This window comes from Ensifer sp. ENS06 (assembly GCF_014852205.1).
Classification (GTDB): Bacteria; Pseudomonadota; Alphaproteobacteria; order Rhizobiales; family Rhizobiaceae; genus Ensifer; species Ensifer adhaerens.
The window spans coordinates 639,084-652,944 of record NZ_JACVBC010000002.1 but is presented as its reverse complement, the minus strand read 5'-3'; the positions used below and the strand labels follow the sequence as shown (position 1 = coordinate 652,944).

Here is a 13,861-nt window from a genome sequence, read left to right as displayed (position 1 = left end):
TCAACATGGGGGAGACTGCCAGCTTCCCTTGACCATCTGAATGCGCAATCATCGGAAAGTGCGGCCGTTTGCCGATGGATTAAAGGTGAAATATGGCGGTTGACCGTTCTGCCCTCGACCCGACCGATATCGCGATCATCGAGGTATTGCAGGAAGACGGACGCATCGCGATCTCGGAGCTCGGGCGGCGTATCGGTCTGTCGCAGCCGGCGACCTCGGAGCGGGTCAAGCGGCTGGAGGAGCGCGGCATCATTTCCGGTTATGGCGCACGCATCGATGCGGCACGCCTCGGGCTTGGCATGATGGCGGTGATCCGCCTGAAGACGACGCACGAACATATCCGTGCATGCCTCAAGCAGTTTTCCGAGATGCCGCAGGTGATCGAGGTGCTGCGGCTGACCGGCGAGGACTGTTTCCTTCTCAAGGTGCTGGTGCCGACGCCGGGCGAGCTTGAAACGATCGTCGACACGATCGCGCGCTATGGCGCCGTGACGACGTCGCTTGTCTTGAGCGGCGAGCCGGAAAAGCCGATCGGGCGGGCGCTGATCCAGCGGGTCTGAGACTGGGCGCCTGGCACGCTCCGACTTGATGAAAGTCAATGCAGAACGCGAGAGGACGCGGGATAATTCAACCATAGGCCAGGCACGTCCGTTCGGGTGACCGTCGGGGGCGTTGCCGGCCACGGACGCTCGAAGGGCGAGCGGGAAGCGGGCGAGGGGAAGCCATGAGCGATGCAATTGCCTATTTTCGTCGGACACCCATACTCTGGCTGATCGTCTTCGTGCCGATCGCGATCGCCGGCGAGCACATCTGGCCGGACGCCCATACGCTGCTCTTCCTGCTGTCGGTGGCGGCGATCGTGCCGCTGGCGGCGCTCCTGAGCCAGGCGACGGAGGCGGTTGCGTCCCGCACCGGCGACACGGTTGGCGCGCTCTTGAATGCAACGCTCGGCAACCTGACCGAGCTCGTCATCGCCCTGATGGCACTTGCTGCCGGCCAGTATCTGCTGGTCAAGGCCTCGATCGCCGGCGCGATCGTCACCAACACGCTGTTCATGCTGGGTGGTTCGTTTCTGCTCGGCGGGCTCAAGTTTCACCTGCAGGAGTTCAACCGGGTGAATGCGCGCTTTCTGGCGAGCCTCCTGTTCATGGCGACGATCGCCGTGCTCGTGCCTTCGCTGATCGGTGCTGCCGACGGCCAGCCGCAGACGGCTTTCACCCAACAGCTGAGCGCCGGCCTCTCCGTCCTTCTCATCATCACCTATGGGCTCTGGATGCTGTTTTCGCTGAAAACCCATCGCGAGCTGTTCGTCTCGGCCACTTCCGAGCATGGCGGTGATGAACCGCACTGGCCGCTGGCGACGGGCATCATCGTTCTGCTGGTGGTGACCGTTCTTGTGGCGCTCGTCAGCGAAGTTTTCGTCGGCTCGGTGCAGGTCGCGGCCGAAGAGCTTGGCATGACGCCGGCCTTCGTCGGCTTCGTCGTCGTCGCGCTCGTCGGTGCTGCGGCCGAGATGGCGACGGCTTTCTCCGCTGCGCGCAAGGATCGGCTGGACCTGAGCGTCGGCATAGCGCTCGGCAGCGCTGTGCAGATTGCGCTCTTCGTCGCGCCGCTGCTGGTGCTTCTGAGCTACGTGCTCGGGCCGCAGCCGATGGACCTGCAGTTCTGGCCGGGGGCGATCGTGATGATGCTGGTCGCGACCATGGCCGCGACGCTGCTTTCCAACGGCGGGCGGTCTGCCTGGTACATGGGCGTGCTGGCACTCACCGTCTACGTGATCTTCGCCATGACGCTGTTCCTGCTGCCGCCGCAGGTGTAGCCCTGCGGTCGGCTGAAATCAGCGCCCGCCGGCCGCAATCAGGCTGCGGGCGCAGTCGAGGATGGTGGCGTTCACGGGCCTCGGCGCAAAGCCAAGCAGGCGCCGGGCTTTGTCGGATGACAGCGCAAACTTGCGACCGAGCAGCGGGGCCAGCGGCTTCAAATCGGCGCTGAGCGGGGCCAGCAGCCGCACGAGCGCCGTCGGCAGCCGTCGCGTCGGCACCTTGCGGCCATCGACGCCGAGGCCCAGGCGCAGCGTGGCGGCGATCTCCTCCATCCATTGGAAGTCGCCGGCGGCGAGAAAGCGTTCGCCTGCGGCCTCAGGCGCGGTCATGGCGGTGACGTGCAGGTCGGCGAGATCGCGTACGTCCACCACCCAGAAACCGAGGCGCGGCAGGAACCGCGGCCGGCCGCCAACGAGGCCCCCGATGATCTTCACCGAGCCGAGATTTTCGCTCGAAAGCACCGGACCGAAGACGGCGCCGGGCAGTACCGTGGCGAACTCCGTCGCCTTGCCCTCCATGAACTTCCAGGCGGCACGTTCGGCGAGGATCTTGGAGACCCGGTAATTGTCGAATTGCGGGTCGTCGGGGTCGGCCCAGCGCGTCTCGTCGCTAGCAAGGCCTGAGTCCAGCGGCGGCCGGGTCGTGGCGGCCGCCGAAGTCATCACCACACGCCGGACGCCGGCATCGACGGCGGCGGAAAGCACCCGCAGCGTGCCTTCGCGAGCCGGCGTAACATAGGCGTCGCGACCGCCGCCGGGAATGCCGCCGAGCGGCGACGCGACGTGCAGGACATAGGTGCAGCCCTCCATCGCCTCGGCCCAGCCGTCATCTCCGGTCAGATCGGCCCTGGCGAAGGACAGTCGGTCTGTCGCGTCGCTGACGGCGGCGATCGAGCGCCTGACGGCGTCGGCCTTTGCGAGATCGCGCAAGGTGGCGCGAACGTGGTATCCGCCTTCGAGCAGAGAGACGATGCACCAGCGGGCGACGAAGCCGGTGCCGCCGGTGACAAGAACACATTCATTCATCGGTTTTCATCTTCTTTCGTTGCGTCAGTCGCAGGTCCTGTGCATGGCCGCGAAGGGCTTGCGCCGGCTGATCCGGTAGACGGAGGCGGGCGGGAAGTTTCTGATGGTGCCGCCGATGCGCCGGGCGCGAAGGCCGAGCCGGTCGAGCAGCGGCCGCGGGATGGGGCAACGCGGACCGTAGGTGAACTGGTAGAGGTGGCCACCCGGCCGCATGTGCAGGAAAATACCGGAAAGGATTGCCATAACCTTGCGGGTGGGCATGGAGAGCAACGGCAGGCCGCTGACCGCAGCGCCGATGCCTGCGGGAATTTCGGAATGACCATCGGCAAGCCGCGCCGCGTCGATCGAAAGAATGGTGGAGGCCGGGAAACGCGCCTTCAGGACGGCAGCAAAGTCAGGGCCGGATTCGACCAGCACAAGGTCTTCCTCGCGCACGCCCCGCTCGATCAACGCGCGCGTGAAGACACCGGTGCCGGGACCGAGTTCGAGCACCGGGCCATAGCGAGGGTCGATCTCGCGCGTGATCAACCGGGCAAGCGACCGGGAGGACGGCGTGACCGAGGCGACGCGCAGTGGATCTGCGAGCCAGGAGCGGAAGAAATGCAGGCTGTCGCCATAGGCGCAAATGCTGGTCACGTGAGGCTCCGTGGATGGAATGAAGGCTGTCTTGCAAGGCGCGTTGCAGCGGCAAGTCTACGTCTGTATACTTCCGATTCATGATCATGTCTACAGGTGTATACTAAGGAGGGGCCATGCCTGCCAAAAAGGGGGCTGCTGAAAAAGGGGGCGCAGAAAAGCGGCCTGCCGAAAAGGACGGGCGCCGCCGCGACGCGAACGCCACGCGCGCCGCAATTCTTGAGTCCGCACGCTCCGCCTTCATCGCCTCGGGATATGAAGGCGCCGGTGTGCGCGAGATCGCTGAAGGGGCCGGGGTTACGGCGATGCTGATCAACCGCTATTTCGGTTCAAAGGAGGGGCTCTTTGCCGAAGTGCTTTCGACCGCCAACCAACGGCCGATCATCGCCACGCCGGAGACGCTCAGCGCACCGGACCGGGCAGCGCGCATCGCAAGCGCGCTTTTGAAGGTGACGGAGCCGGAGGCAACCGCGCTCGACGGCTTCCTCATCATGCTCCGCTCGATCTCCAACGAGCGTGCGGTCGATATCGCGCGACAGGTGGTCGAAAGCCACCACCAGAAGAACGTCACTGAGGCGCTTTCAGGCCCGGATGCAGGTCAGCGCGCGGCGCTGCTGATGTCGCTCGTCGCCGGCGTGCAGATCATGCGCCAGGTGGTGGGGCTGGAAGCGCTGAACAAGGGGCATGACGCCGAGCTCGAGCGCCTGCTCGGTGATCTCGTCGCCAGGCTTGTCGATGAATAGGGGGTGCCTCCGTGCGCTCCGGCAGGGATCGCAGGCCTCTCACGGAGGCAGGCTTGGAGCGCGGGGGTCTATTTCGGGGCGTTCATATCGAACACGACCCAGCGGAAGAACAGGTAGATCGCGCCGAAACTGAGGAGGAGAGGTGTGAGCACGGAAAGGTCAAGCATCTCATTGCCTTTGTTTTTAAGCTGCATCATGCAGCCAAGCTAATTTGCCACGGCAAATGTTAATGGCCGGTGCATGCGGACGCGGCCGACCTCCAAAATTGCTCTGGTATCTGCCGCTTGACCTCAACCATGCTTGAGCTCTTACAAACCTCTCCATCGGCGTTCGCCCGAACGCCATCTCCGGCTCGGATCCGGCCCGAGGAGCCAACAATACGCGACATGGAGGATGCATGACCGAGCAACTGCTTTTCCGAAATCTGATGAGGATTACTCCCGGCCATCTCGAACCGTTCCGCGAGGCGGTGCGCAGCGCGATCGCCTTCGTCGAAGAGCATGCGCCGCAGTTGATGGTGCAGACGTTCATCGACGAGAAAGAGATGCAGGCGGTGAGCATCCAGCTCTACCGCAATTCTGAGGACGTGCTCCGGCACTGGCAAATGTCGGATGCACACATCAACGACGTCTCCGCGCACTGCTCGGTGGAGCGGCTCGAGGTCTATGGCAATCCGAGCAAAGAGGTGGCCGCGGGGCTGGCGCCGTTCATCAACGATGGCCGCGGTTCCATCATGCCGTCGCTTGTCGGGTTCTCGCGGTTCTAGCGATAGGGACTGCGACGCGCCGGAGAGCCGGCGCGTCGCGCGCAGATCAGCCTGACGGAGCCGTTGCGGGTCGTTGGCGCGAGGCCTGCCACAACACCAGCAGCGCGACCGCGAGAAGCAGCGCGTCTGCAGTCGGCATGGCGAACCAGATGCCGGGTTCGCCAAAGCTCGACGCGTAGAGTGCGACCAGCGGCATGGTGAAGAGATAGGGCCTGGCAAGCCCCAGGATCGCCGCCCGGCGCGCATCGCCGATCGCCTGGAAATAGCTGCCGAGCATGATCAGCGGTCCGGAGAAGACGTACATCGCGACCATCACCGGCATGATGCGCGCGACGTCGGCGATGACCGCATCGTTGTCGACGAAGGTCGCGCCAATCGGCGTGGCAAAGCCGAGGAGCAGCACCTCGACGGCGAGGCAGTAGAAGAACGCCACAAGCATGCCAAGCCGCAGTATCCTTTCTGCCCGGTCCGCGAGGCCGGCGCCGACATTGTTGCCGACGATCGCCTGCATCGCCTGGCTCAGGCCCAAGAGCGGCAGCAGCGCGAAGGTCATGATGCGGGTGATGATGCCGTAGGCGGCGACCGTGGTGGCGTAGTTTTCGGCCGCCGTCTTCTGCAGCGCCGCCATGATCGTCACCGACACCAGCGCCATGCCGATGAAGCCGAGGCTCTGGGGGCTGCCCAGCGCGATCATGCGGCTCCATCCCGTCAGCGGATTATGCCGGAGGAGGGCGGAGAGCCGCAGTTCCGTGCGTCCGAACAGGCGGAAGAGGGCGATGAGGCCGAGCGCGAGGAGCTGCGCCAGCACGGTGCCGGTCGCGGACCCCGCGACACCCATGTCCAGCAGCGCGATCAGCACATAGTTGAGGGCAAGGTTTGCGAGCGAGACCAGCAGGCTGAGGCCGGCCATCAGCCCGGCGCGTCCCTCGCATCGGAGCGCATCCGATTGCACCGCCAGCAGGAACTGGACGGGCGCGCCAAAGATGATGATCGCGATATAGCGCTCGGCCATGCCGGCGAGCGGCCCCGGACCATTGGTGAGCGTCAGCACCAGGCGGTCGCCAAAGGCTGCGAACAGCGCGATCAGTGCAACAGCGATCGTCAGCGCCAGGATGTGGGCGCCGGCGAAGACGCCGCGGGCTTCAGCAAAGCGGCCGGCGCCGAGATGGCGGGCAAGCAGGCTCGCCATGCCGCTGACGACGAGGGTGGCCAGCGCCACGGTGAGAATGAAGATCGGAAACACCGTGGTCACGGCGCCGACGGCTTCGGCGCCGATATAGATGCCGAGCATGATGGCATCGGCCACCGTCAACAGCCCGTTCATGCCCATGACGAAGATGATCGGCAGCGCCGTTTTCAAGAAGATCGCGCCGAGCGGCGCGGTCAAGTAGGCATTCGGCTTGGAGGTGTCCTTGGACATCCCGCACTCCTGTTCTCGCATTTCGATTGGGAAGAGGAGGGGCTCGCATTGCCTGCCACACGAAATGCGATCGGGGCGAGAGGATATCGTCAGAAGTCAGATTTCACCGAGACTGGAAGCCTGCGAGCGGCGGGGATCTGAAGCCCGGAAAGGGAGGTAGCGCCAAGCCGCATCGCCGTCAAGCCGGGGGACGATGACCCTTGCGCGTCATGAGACAAGCGGTGCCTTGCCGTAGTCGCTATGGGCCTGTTCGCGCAGCTTTCTCGGACGGTTTGCGCAACAATGTTCCGAGAAAGCGCCGGATCGTGTAACGAAAAGCCGTTGACGCCTCAGGCATTTGTGTTTATCAACTCGGCCCATGAAAAATTTTGCGGTTATTCTTGTGGTGGGACGGCGCATGGGCAGGATGGTGTAACCATCCGGCGGTAGCCACCCATGCGCTGAACGAGGCTCCTGACGGGGCCTTTTTTTATGCCTTCAAACAAGCTAAGCACCCAACTGGGAAAAGGGACGGAAGCAAGTCAATGAGCGGTACAGAAAACCAGATGACAGGCGCGGAGATCGTTCTCCAGGCACTGAAGGACAACGGCGTCGAGCATATCTTCGGCTATCCCGGTGGCGCCGTGCTTCCGATCTACGACGAAATCCACCAGCAGGACGATATCCAGCACATCCTCGTTCGCCACGAGCAGGGCGCCGGCCACATGGCCGAGGGCTATGCCCGCTCTACCGGCAAGGTCGGCGTCATGCTGGTCACCTCCGGCCCAGGTGCTACCAATGCGGTGACGCCGCTGCAGGACGCGCTGATGGATTCGATCCCGCTCGTCTGCATCTCCGGCCAGGTTCCGACCTCGCTGATCGGCTCGGACGCCTTCCAGGAATGCGACACGATCGGCATCACCCGGCCTTGCACCAAGCACAACTGGCTGGTTCGCGACGTTAACGATCTCGCCCGCATCATCCATGAGGCCTTCCGCGTCGCCCAGTCCGGCCGTCCGGGTCCTGTCGTTGTCGATATCCCGAAGGACGTCCAGTTTGCGACCGGCACCTACACGCCGCCGTCTGCCGTCCCGACCCAGAAGAACTACCAGCCGAAGAAGCAGGGCGATCTGAAGAAGATCGAGGAAGCGGTCGAACTGATGCGCAATGCGCGCCAGCCGATCATCTATTCCGGCGGCGGCGTCATCAATTCCGGTCCGGAAGCCTCGCATCTGCTGCGGGAATTGGTCGAGCTCACCGGTTTCCCGATCACCTCGACGCTGATGGGGCTTGGCGCCTATCCGGCCTCCGGCAAGGCCTGGCTCGGCATGCTCGGCATGCACGGCACCTATGAGGCCAACATGGCGATGCATGACTGCGACGTCATGATCTGCATCGGCGCCCGCTTCGACGACCGCATCACCGGCCGCCTCAACGCGTTTTCGCCAAACTCCAAGAAGATCCACATCGACATCGACCCGTCGTCGATCAACAAGAACGTCCGCGTCGACGTGCCGATCCTCGGCGATGTCGGCACGGTTCTGGAAGACATGGTTCGCCTCTGGCGCGCCGCTTCCAAGTCGACCGACAAGGCACGTCTCTCGGACTGGTGGGAGATGATCACCAAGTGGCGCGCCCGCAATTCGCTCGCCTATGCGCCGAACGACGACGTCATCATGCCGCAATATGCGATCCAGCGGCTCTATGAGCTGAGCAAGGACCGCGACACCTACATCACCACGGAAGTCGGCCAGCATCAGATGTGGGCAGCCCAGTTCTTCGGCTTCGAGCAGCCGAACCGCTGGATGACCTCGGGCGGCCTCGGCACCATGGGCTACGGCTTCCCGGCGGCGATCGGCGTGCAGGTCGCGCACCCGAACAGCCTCGTCGTCGACATCGCCGGTGACGCCTCGATCCAGATGTGCATCCAGGAAATGTCCTGCGCGGTCCAGTACGGCCTGCCGGTCAAGATCTTCATCCTCAACAACCAGTACATGGGCATGGTGCGCCAGTGGCAGCAGCTGCTTCACGGCAACCGCCTGTCGCATTCCTACACCGAAGCGATGCCTGACTTCGTCAAGCTGGCGGAAGCCTATGGCGGCGTCGGCATCCGTTGCGACAAGCCGAGCGAGCTCGATGCAGCGATCCGCAAGATGATCGACACGCCGGCGCCGGTTATCTTCGATTGCCGCGTCGCCAACCTCGCCAACTGCTTCCCGATGATCCCCTCGGGCAAGGCCCACAACGAGATGCTGTTGCCCGACGAAGCCACGGACGAAGCGGTCGCCAACGCGATCGACGCCAAGGGCCGTCAGCTGGTCTGAGATAGGTAGAGGAACCACTCACATGAACGCACACCTTCAACCGACCGGCTCCGCCTACTTCATCGCCAAGGAGACCGAAGTCGCCGAAACCCACACGCTTTCGGTTCTCGTCGACAACGAACCGGGCGTCCTTGCCCGCGTCATCGGCCTGTTCTCCGGCCGCGGCTACAACATCGAGAGCCTCACGGTTTCGGAAACGGAACACGAGGCGCACCTGTCGCGCATCACCATCGTGACGCGCGGCACGCCGCACGTGCTCGACCAGATCAAGAACCAGCTGGAACGGCTGGTTCCGGTCCACCGCGTCGTCGACCTGACCGTGCGCGCCGCCAGCCTGGGCCACGACCGGCCGATCGAGCGCGAACTGGCGCTCGTCAAGGTACACGGCTCGGGCGACCACCGCGTCGAGGCTCTGCGCCTTGCCGACGCCTTCCGCGCCTCGGTCATCGACGCCAACATCGATCACTTCGTCTTCGAAATCACCGGCAAGCCGTCGAAGATCGAGCAGTTCATCGCCATCATGAAGCCGCTCGGCCTCATCGAGGTCTGCCGCACCGGCATCGCAGCGATGAACCGCGGCCCGCAGGGCATGTGATTTTGCCGAGGTGAGGGGCTCGCGTGCATTCTTGCGCGCGAGATTTTCCGAGCGGGATTGCCCCTCGCACTTTGTGCGGAGGCTGCCCCTCACCCCAGCCCTCTCCCCGCAGGCGGGGAGAGGGGGCGCTCGCACCGAGCGAGCCGCTTCTTTCCTCCTTCATGATGACCGCCTATCAAAGGCACGCTTCTGCTGAAGATGCTAAGCGCTCGCGGTTCAAGGGAAACCGGGCGCCCGCCGCACGTTTCCTTCTCCCCGCTTGCGGGGAGAAGGTGGCCGGCAGGCAGGATGAGGGGCCGCCGCAGTTGCAGCCGAAACCTCCCGGCCGGCCGGATGATCCGTGCACGCGCTTGCGACCGAAGCCGCCAGACGTCACGCGCGTGGTTGACTTCGCACGGCATTTCTCGCCGAGTATTCCCTCAGAAGATTTCTCACGATCGCAGGTGCCCGATGAATTCTACCAAGATGAAGGCCTTGGTCCTTACGAGATATCGTGGTTCCGATGCCGCGGAGTTGCGCGACGTGCGGCGCCCACGCGCAGCGCGCGGCGAGGTGCTTGTCCGAGTGCATGCCGCCGGCCTCAATCCGGTCGACTACAAGACGCGCGACGGCATGCTGAAAGTCGTCCAGCGCTATCCCTTGCCTGTCGTCATGGGCAACGAACTCTCAGGCGTCGTCGAGGAACTGGGAGAAGGCGTCGCGTCGTTTGCGCCGGGCGACCGGGTCTTTGCGCGCATGCCCAAAGACACCATGGGGGGCCTTGCTGAGTATGCCGTCGTGCCCGAACAATTCCTGGCGAAGATGCCTGCATCGATCGACTTCAACACGGCAGCCGGCGTGCCGCTTGCCGGCCTTACCGCCTTGCAGGCGCTGCGCGACGAGCTTCATGTGGGGCGGGGCAGCCGGATCTTCATCCCCGGTGGCGCCGGCGGTGTCGGTACCTTCGCCATTCAGTTGGCGAAATGGCTGGGCGCGGAGGTCACGACGACCGCATCGCCCCGCGGCCGCGCGCTGGTCGAAGCGCTCGGCGCCGACGTGGTGATCGACTACACGAAGGAGCGCTTCGAGGAGCGCTTGCGCGACATGGACGGCGCCTTCGATCTGCTGGGCGGCGAGACGCTCCTAAAATCCTTCGGCGTCGTCAAGCGCGGCGGCAAGGTGGTTTCCATCGCCGGCATGCCCGAACCCGAAACCGCGCGAAAGGATCTCGGCCGCGGTCTGTTCCTCAGGGCGCTGTTCTGGCTTGCGTCCTATAAGATACGCGCCGTCGCCCGGAAACACGGCGTCTCCTACCGCTACCTCTTCATGCATCCTGATGGTGCCGAGCTTGCCGAACTCGCAGGCCTCATCGACGCCGGGACGGTCAGGCCGGTGATCGACCGCGTGTTTGCACTGAACGATGTCGCCGAAGCCTTCGCCTATCTGGAATCCGGCCGCGCCAAGGGCAAGGTGGTGGTGGAGATCGAAGGCTCGTCCGCGTGATCGAAGTCGGCTGCACCGGCATCCCTGCGATGACGTGCGCCGGCGTGGTCAGCTTAATCGGGTAGTCGCTGAACAACCTCAACCACGTCGCGCGTGCGGGTCGCCCGCCCGCTCCATTTGGCATCAAATTCATTGCCCGGTGATTGAATGGCGGCGTTCGCGGTCTCTAAATTGGAGAACTCGTAGAAGGCGGTGTGCTTGGAGGGATCGGTTCGGCTCCAGGTGCGCCACGCCCGGACTGCACCAAACGCGCGCAATGCCTCCGGCATATGGCGACCATACCATTGGTCGAAGGGAGTTCGGTCCACTTCATTCGGAACCTCGGCATGCACTATCAGCAGCACTTGCATAGACATTTCGCCTCTTTGCCAGACCGCATATGACGTGAAGCGCTCCGATAAATATACAGGAATTTGGCGCGGTTCACGAACGGGTGCAAATCGTTCGCCGGACCGCGGGGCAAGGCTGGTGGCATTGCTACATAAGCCGCAGATTTCCTTCTCAGCGCAGGCGGGGAAGGTGGCCGGCGAGCCGCTGAGGGGCGTCGCCCTCAACCGTCCTTCGCCTTCGCTTCGCTCTCCCGCTTGAGAGGGCGGCTGACGGGGCAAACCTCCTGGGCAAAGCCGTTCAGCGTGTTGATCAGATTGTTGGTCACGATCGTGTAGTGGACGAACTGGCCGCGCTTTTCCTTGGCGATAAGGCCGGCGTTTTCCAGTACCGTCAGATGTTGCGACACCGAGGGCTTGCTCATGTTGAAGCGCTCGGCAATTTCGCCCGCTGTCAGGCTCGAGGCTGACAGGTAGGCCAGTATCTTGCGCCGATGCAGCGAAGAAAGCGCGTTGAAGATGCGTTGCGCCGGTCCGCCTGCGTCATGGTTGAGCGTATCGTCGTTCACAGCGTCTCCTTTGCCGGGCTGGCACCGATCATCGTTCTGTTAGGCAATTAGGATATTGCCTAAATATTTTTTCGCAGCTAAATATGTAATTAGTTTATTTCCTAAATACCTTCTGTGCCGGTTGTTTTCAACCGGGTCCTTCAGTGTTGCTCGAAATATGATCGCGGAGGGTGCCATGGATCTTGTGTCGACGGGCCGAATGATATCGGAGCCTGATAGTGACCCGGTGAGCGGCAAGGTCGTCTGGATTCCGGGCAAGTCGCTCTGGATTGCCGGAATGACGCTGGTGGCCGTTATCGGCGGGCCGATGACTGTCTCAGTGGACGTTCTTGTCGTGTTCGCCGTTCTGACGGCTCTGACGATCTGTCTTGGTCATTCGGTCGGCATGCATCGCCTGCTGATCCATCGCTCCTTCGAAACGCCGCTTTGGCTTGAACGGACGCTCGTCTACTTCGGCACGCTCGTCGGCATGGCCGGACCTTCAGGCATGATCCACGCCCACGACATTCGCGACTGGGCGCAACGCCAACAGGCTTGCCACGATCTCTTCGCGCACCGGCGCCCATTCCTTCAGGACGCGTTCTGGCAGATGCATTGCGCCGTCGCGCTTGATCATCCGCCACGGTTCACCATCGAGAATCGGGTTGCGCGCGACCCCTTCTATCGCTTCCTTGAGGCGACCTGGATGCTGCAGCAGGTGCCATTGGCGCTTTTGCTTTTCGCCTTTGGAGGCGTCTCGTGGGTCGTCTGGGGCGTGGCGGTGCGCGTTGCCGTTTCTCTCACCGGTCACTGGCTCGTCGGTCATTTCGCCCATCGTGGCGGCGAGCAGGGGTGGCGTGTGGATCACGTTGCCGTGCAGGGCTACAATCTGCCGCGTTTCGGTCTGGTAACCTTCGGCGAGGCCTACCACGGCAATCACCATGCCTTTCCGGAATCCGCCCTGCTTGGCATCGAGGCCGGGCAGGTCGATCTCGGCTGGTGGTTCATCCGCCTGCTTTCGCACCTCGGGCTGGCCTCAGAGATCAAGCTGCCGACCAACACGAACCGGCGCGCCGGTCTCAAGCGCGTCGCCAAAGTGGTCGCGGGCCCCGATGCTCAGCGAAAAATCTGTCCGGTCGTGAGCACGCTTCGGCGCTAGTGTCGCCCCCCCAGATTCTTTCCGGCGTTCCGGGCATCGTCTGCCTGATGCCGTCACAGACCTGGTATGCTCTTGGTTTGGTCGGCAACGAAATCGCAAAATCGCCGAACGCGAAGCGGTATCATCGAGCCGAAGGCGTGCACCACGTTGAGAGGCTGCGGCGGCAGGTCCAGTTCAGTGGAGATATCGATCAGCCGGCCGTCGTTCAACTCGTCCTGAACCACACACTTCATGAGCAGTGCCGCCCCCAGACCGTGGAGTGCCGCTGCCCGCAGTGCCTGCCCGGTATCGCAATCCACGCGGCCCTGCGGTGAAAACTGCTTGCCGCCCGCAAAGACCATCGGGCTCGGATGACCACGCACGATGTATCGGGCGAAGGGAAGAGCCGACGCCTCGTCTACTGAACGCGGCTTGCCGTGTTTCTCGAGGTAAGCTGGAGACGCGACGATCACCATGTTGACATTCGCTAGCTTTCGTACGCGCAGTTCGCCTTGGCCACCGCCGCCCACGCGGAAGGCCACGTCGTAATCCTCCCGGATCAAATCAACTTGCCGGTCTGCGAGCCCCACCTCCAGCTTGATGGCGGGAAAGGCCGATGCGAAATCTCGAAATATCGGGGTCAAGAAGTAGCGGGCAAGATCGCTTGGCATGCTGAACCGAATTCTGCCGGCGAGCGTGTCCTCACGGCTGGCGACCTCGTCCGACGTATCAAGCTGGCGCAGGAGAGGAGCAACCTTGTCGAACAAGGATTGCCCTTCGAAGGTTAGAACCAATGCTCGCGTTGACCTCAGAAACAGGCGGGCCCTGACCAAGGTCTCCAACCTTCCGACGCTCCTCGAGACGGCAGACGGCGATGTCCTCAGGATCTTGGCCGCAGCGCTGAACGAACCGCTCTCCACGGTCCTGACGAACGCGATCAAGCCAGGCGTCTCGTTCAGCAGATTGGGCATCTACACCTCGCAGGCACATGTCATGTGCTCATGAACCCGCTAATGCGCCGTCCAAGGCATCTCTATCTCCATGACACCTAACATG

The 13,861-nt window shown here is 63.3% G+C and carries 14 protein-coding genes; 8 read left to right on the top strand and 6 right to left on the bottom strand.

The genetic code is table 11. From position 1 onward, the window contains the following. Nucleotides 1-92 precede the first annotated feature (92 nt). On the top strand, nucleotides 93-560 hold the full coding sequence (locus IB279_RS12405; protein ID WP_034792656.1) for an Lrp/AsnC family transcriptional regulator: 468 nt from the start codon (nucleotides 93-95) through the stop codon (nucleotides 558-560). A 164-nt stretch (nucleotides 561-724) separates the two neighbouring features. After that, nucleotides 725-1,819 (top strand): calcium/proton exchanger, encoded by a 1,095-nt coding sequence (gene cax, locus IB279_RS12400; RefSeq protein ID WP_112771075.1) that lies wholly within the window; start codon nucleotides 725-727, stop codon nucleotides 1,817-1,819. 18 nt (nucleotides 1,820-1,837) lie between these two features. Here cax and IB279_RS12395 read toward each other — a convergent pair whose 3' ends face one another. Then, on the bottom strand, nucleotides 1,838-2,848 hold the full coding sequence (locus IB279_RS12395) for an NAD-dependent epimerase/dehydratase family protein (protein WP_192339227.1): 1,011 nt from the start codon (nucleotides 2,846-2,848) through the stop codon (nucleotides 1,838-1,840). Between the two features lie 24 nt (nucleotides 2,849-2,872). Further along, complete coding sequence (locus IB279_RS12390) at nucleotides 2,873-3,484, bottom strand: class I SAM-dependent methyltransferase (RefSeq protein WP_090294282.1); 612 nt, start codon at nucleotides 3,482-3,484, stop codon at nucleotides 2,873-2,875. A 116-nt stretch (nucleotides 3,485-3,600) separates the two neighbouring features. On the opposite strand from IB279_RS12390, the gene IB279_RS12385 reads away from it, so the two are divergent. After that, entirely contained in the window at nucleotides 3,601-4,227 is a 627-nt protein-coding gene (locus IB279_RS12385) for a TetR/AcrR family transcriptional regulator (RefSeq protein WP_063979478.1), read from the top strand. Between the two features lie 397 nt (nucleotides 4,228-4,624). Next, nucleotides 4,625-4,993, top strand: a complete 369-nt coding sequence (locus IB279_RS12380; RefSeq protein ID WP_034792678.1) for a hypothetical protein — start codon at nucleotides 4,625-4,627, stop codon at nucleotides 4,991-4,993. 46 nt (nucleotides 4,994-5,039) lie between these two features. Here IB279_RS12380 and IB279_RS12375 read toward each other — a convergent pair whose 3' ends face one another. Continuing rightward, the gene (locus IB279_RS12375) at nucleotides 5,040-6,413 is read right to left on the bottom strand and encodes an MATE family efflux transporter (RefSeq protein ID WP_210209348.1); all 1,374 of its coding nucleotides are present in this window, start codon (nucleotides 6,411-6,413) and stop codon (nucleotides 5,040-5,042) included. A 524-nt stretch (nucleotides 6,414-6,937) separates the two neighbouring features. On the opposite strand from IB279_RS12375, the gene IB279_RS12370 reads away from it, so the two are divergent. The 3 genes from IB279_RS12370 to IB279_RS12360 all read left to right on the top strand — a co-directional run bounded on the left by IB279_RS12370 (nucleotide 6,938) and on the right by IB279_RS12360 (nucleotide 10,793). Continuing rightward, the gene (locus IB279_RS12370; protein ID WP_192339226.1) at nucleotides 6,938-8,716 is read left to right on the top strand and encodes an acetolactate synthase 3 large subunit; all 1,779 of its coding nucleotides are present in this window, start codon (nucleotides 6,938-6,940) and stop codon (nucleotides 8,714-8,716) included. Between the two features lie 22 nt (nucleotides 8,717-8,738). Next, nucleotides 8,739-9,311 (top strand): acetolactate synthase small subunit, encoded by a 573-nt coding sequence (gene ilvN / locus IB279_RS12365; RefSeq protein ID WP_034792687.1) that lies wholly within the window; start codon nucleotides 8,739-8,741, stop codon nucleotides 9,309-9,311. A 450-nt stretch (nucleotides 9,312-9,761) separates the two neighbouring features. Continuing rightward, the gene (locus IB279_RS12360) at nucleotides 9,762-10,793 is read left to right on the top strand and encodes an NADP-dependent oxidoreductase (RefSeq protein ID WP_246801900.1); all 1,032 of its coding nucleotides are present in this window, start codon (nucleotides 9,762-9,764) and stop codon (nucleotides 10,791-10,793) included. Between the two features lie 53 nt (nucleotides 10,794-10,846). Here IB279_RS12360 and IB279_RS12355 read toward each other — a convergent pair whose 3' ends face one another. Continuing rightward, the gene (locus IB279_RS12355) at nucleotides 10,847-11,143 is read right to left on the bottom strand and encodes a hypothetical protein (RefSeq protein ID WP_234824421.1); all 297 of its coding nucleotides are present in this window, start codon (nucleotides 11,141-11,143) and stop codon (nucleotides 10,847-10,849) included. Between the two features lie 200 nt (nucleotides 11,144-11,343). Continuing rightward, entirely contained in the window at nucleotides 11,344-11,688 is a 345-nt protein-coding gene (locus tag IB279_RS12350; protein ID WP_060515980.1) for a metalloregulator ArsR/SmtB family transcription factor, read from the bottom strand. A gap of 175 nt (nucleotides 11,689-11,863) precedes the next feature. Between IB279_RS12350 and IB279_RS12345 the strand changes: the two genes are divergently transcribed. Then, on the top strand, nucleotides 11,864-12,826 hold the full coding sequence (locus IB279_RS12345) for an acyl-CoA desaturase (RefSeq protein ID WP_246801898.1): 963 nt from the start codon (nucleotides 11,864-11,866) through the stop codon (nucleotides 12,824-12,826). Between the two features lie 53 nt (nucleotides 12,827-12,879). Here IB279_RS12345 and IB279_RS12340 read toward each other — a convergent pair whose 3' ends face one another. Continuing rightward, nucleotides 12,880-13,776 (bottom strand): LysR family transcriptional regulator, encoded by an 897-nt coding sequence (locus IB279_RS12340; RefSeq protein ID WP_112771071.1) that lies wholly within the window; start codon nucleotides 13,774-13,776, stop codon nucleotides 12,880-12,882. Nucleotides 13,777-13,861 lie beyond the last annotated feature (85 nt).

Bases quoted from the DNA above. Each gene is read 5' to 3' on its own strand.
- ilvN (WP_034792687.1), top strand. From the start codon at position 8,739: ATGAACGCACACCTTCAACCGACCGGCTCCGCCTACTTCATCGCCAAG.
- IB279_RS12385 (WP_063979478.1), top strand. From the start codon at position 3,601: ATGCCTGCCAAAAAGGGGGCTGCTGAAAAAGGGGGCGCAGAAAAGCGG.
- IB279_RS12380 (WP_034792678.1), top strand. From the start codon at position 4,625: ATGACCGAGCAACTGCTTTTCCGAAATCTGATGAGGATTACTCCCGGC.
- IB279_RS12370 (WP_192339226.1), top strand. From the start codon at position 6,938: ATGAGCGGTACAGAAAACCAGATGACAGGCGCGGAGATCGTTCTCCAG.
- IB279_RS12405 (WP_034792656.1), top strand. From the start codon at position 93: ATGGCGGTTGACCGTTCTGCCCTCGACCCGACCGATATCGCGATCATC.
- IB279_RS12375 (WP_210209348.1), bottom strand. From the start codon at position 6,413: ATGTCCAAGGACACCTCCAAGCCGAATGCCTACTTGACCGCGCCGCTC.
- IB279_RS12355 (WP_234824421.1), bottom strand. From the start codon at position 11,143: ATGCAAGTGCTGCTGATAGTGCATGCCGAGGTTCCGAATGAAGTGGAC.
- IB279_RS12360 (WP_246801900.1), top strand. From the start codon at position 9,762: ATGAATTCTACCAAGATGAAGGCCTTGGTCCTTACGAGATATCGTGGT.
- IB279_RS12345 (WP_246801898.1), top strand. From the start codon at position 11,864: ATGGATCTTGTGTCGACGGGCCGAATGATATCGGAGCCTGATAGTGAC.
- IB279_RS12395 (WP_192339227.1), bottom strand. From the start codon at position 2,848: ATGAATGAATGTGTTCTTGTCACCGGCGGCACCGGCTTCGTCGCCCGC.
- IB279_RS12340 (WP_112771071.1), bottom strand. From the start codon at position 13,776: ATGCCCAATCTGCTGAACGAGACGCCTGGCTTGATCGCGTTCGTCAGG.
- cax (WP_112771075.1), top strand. From the start codon at position 725: ATGAGCGATGCAATTGCCTATTTTCGTCGGACACCCATACTCTGGCTG.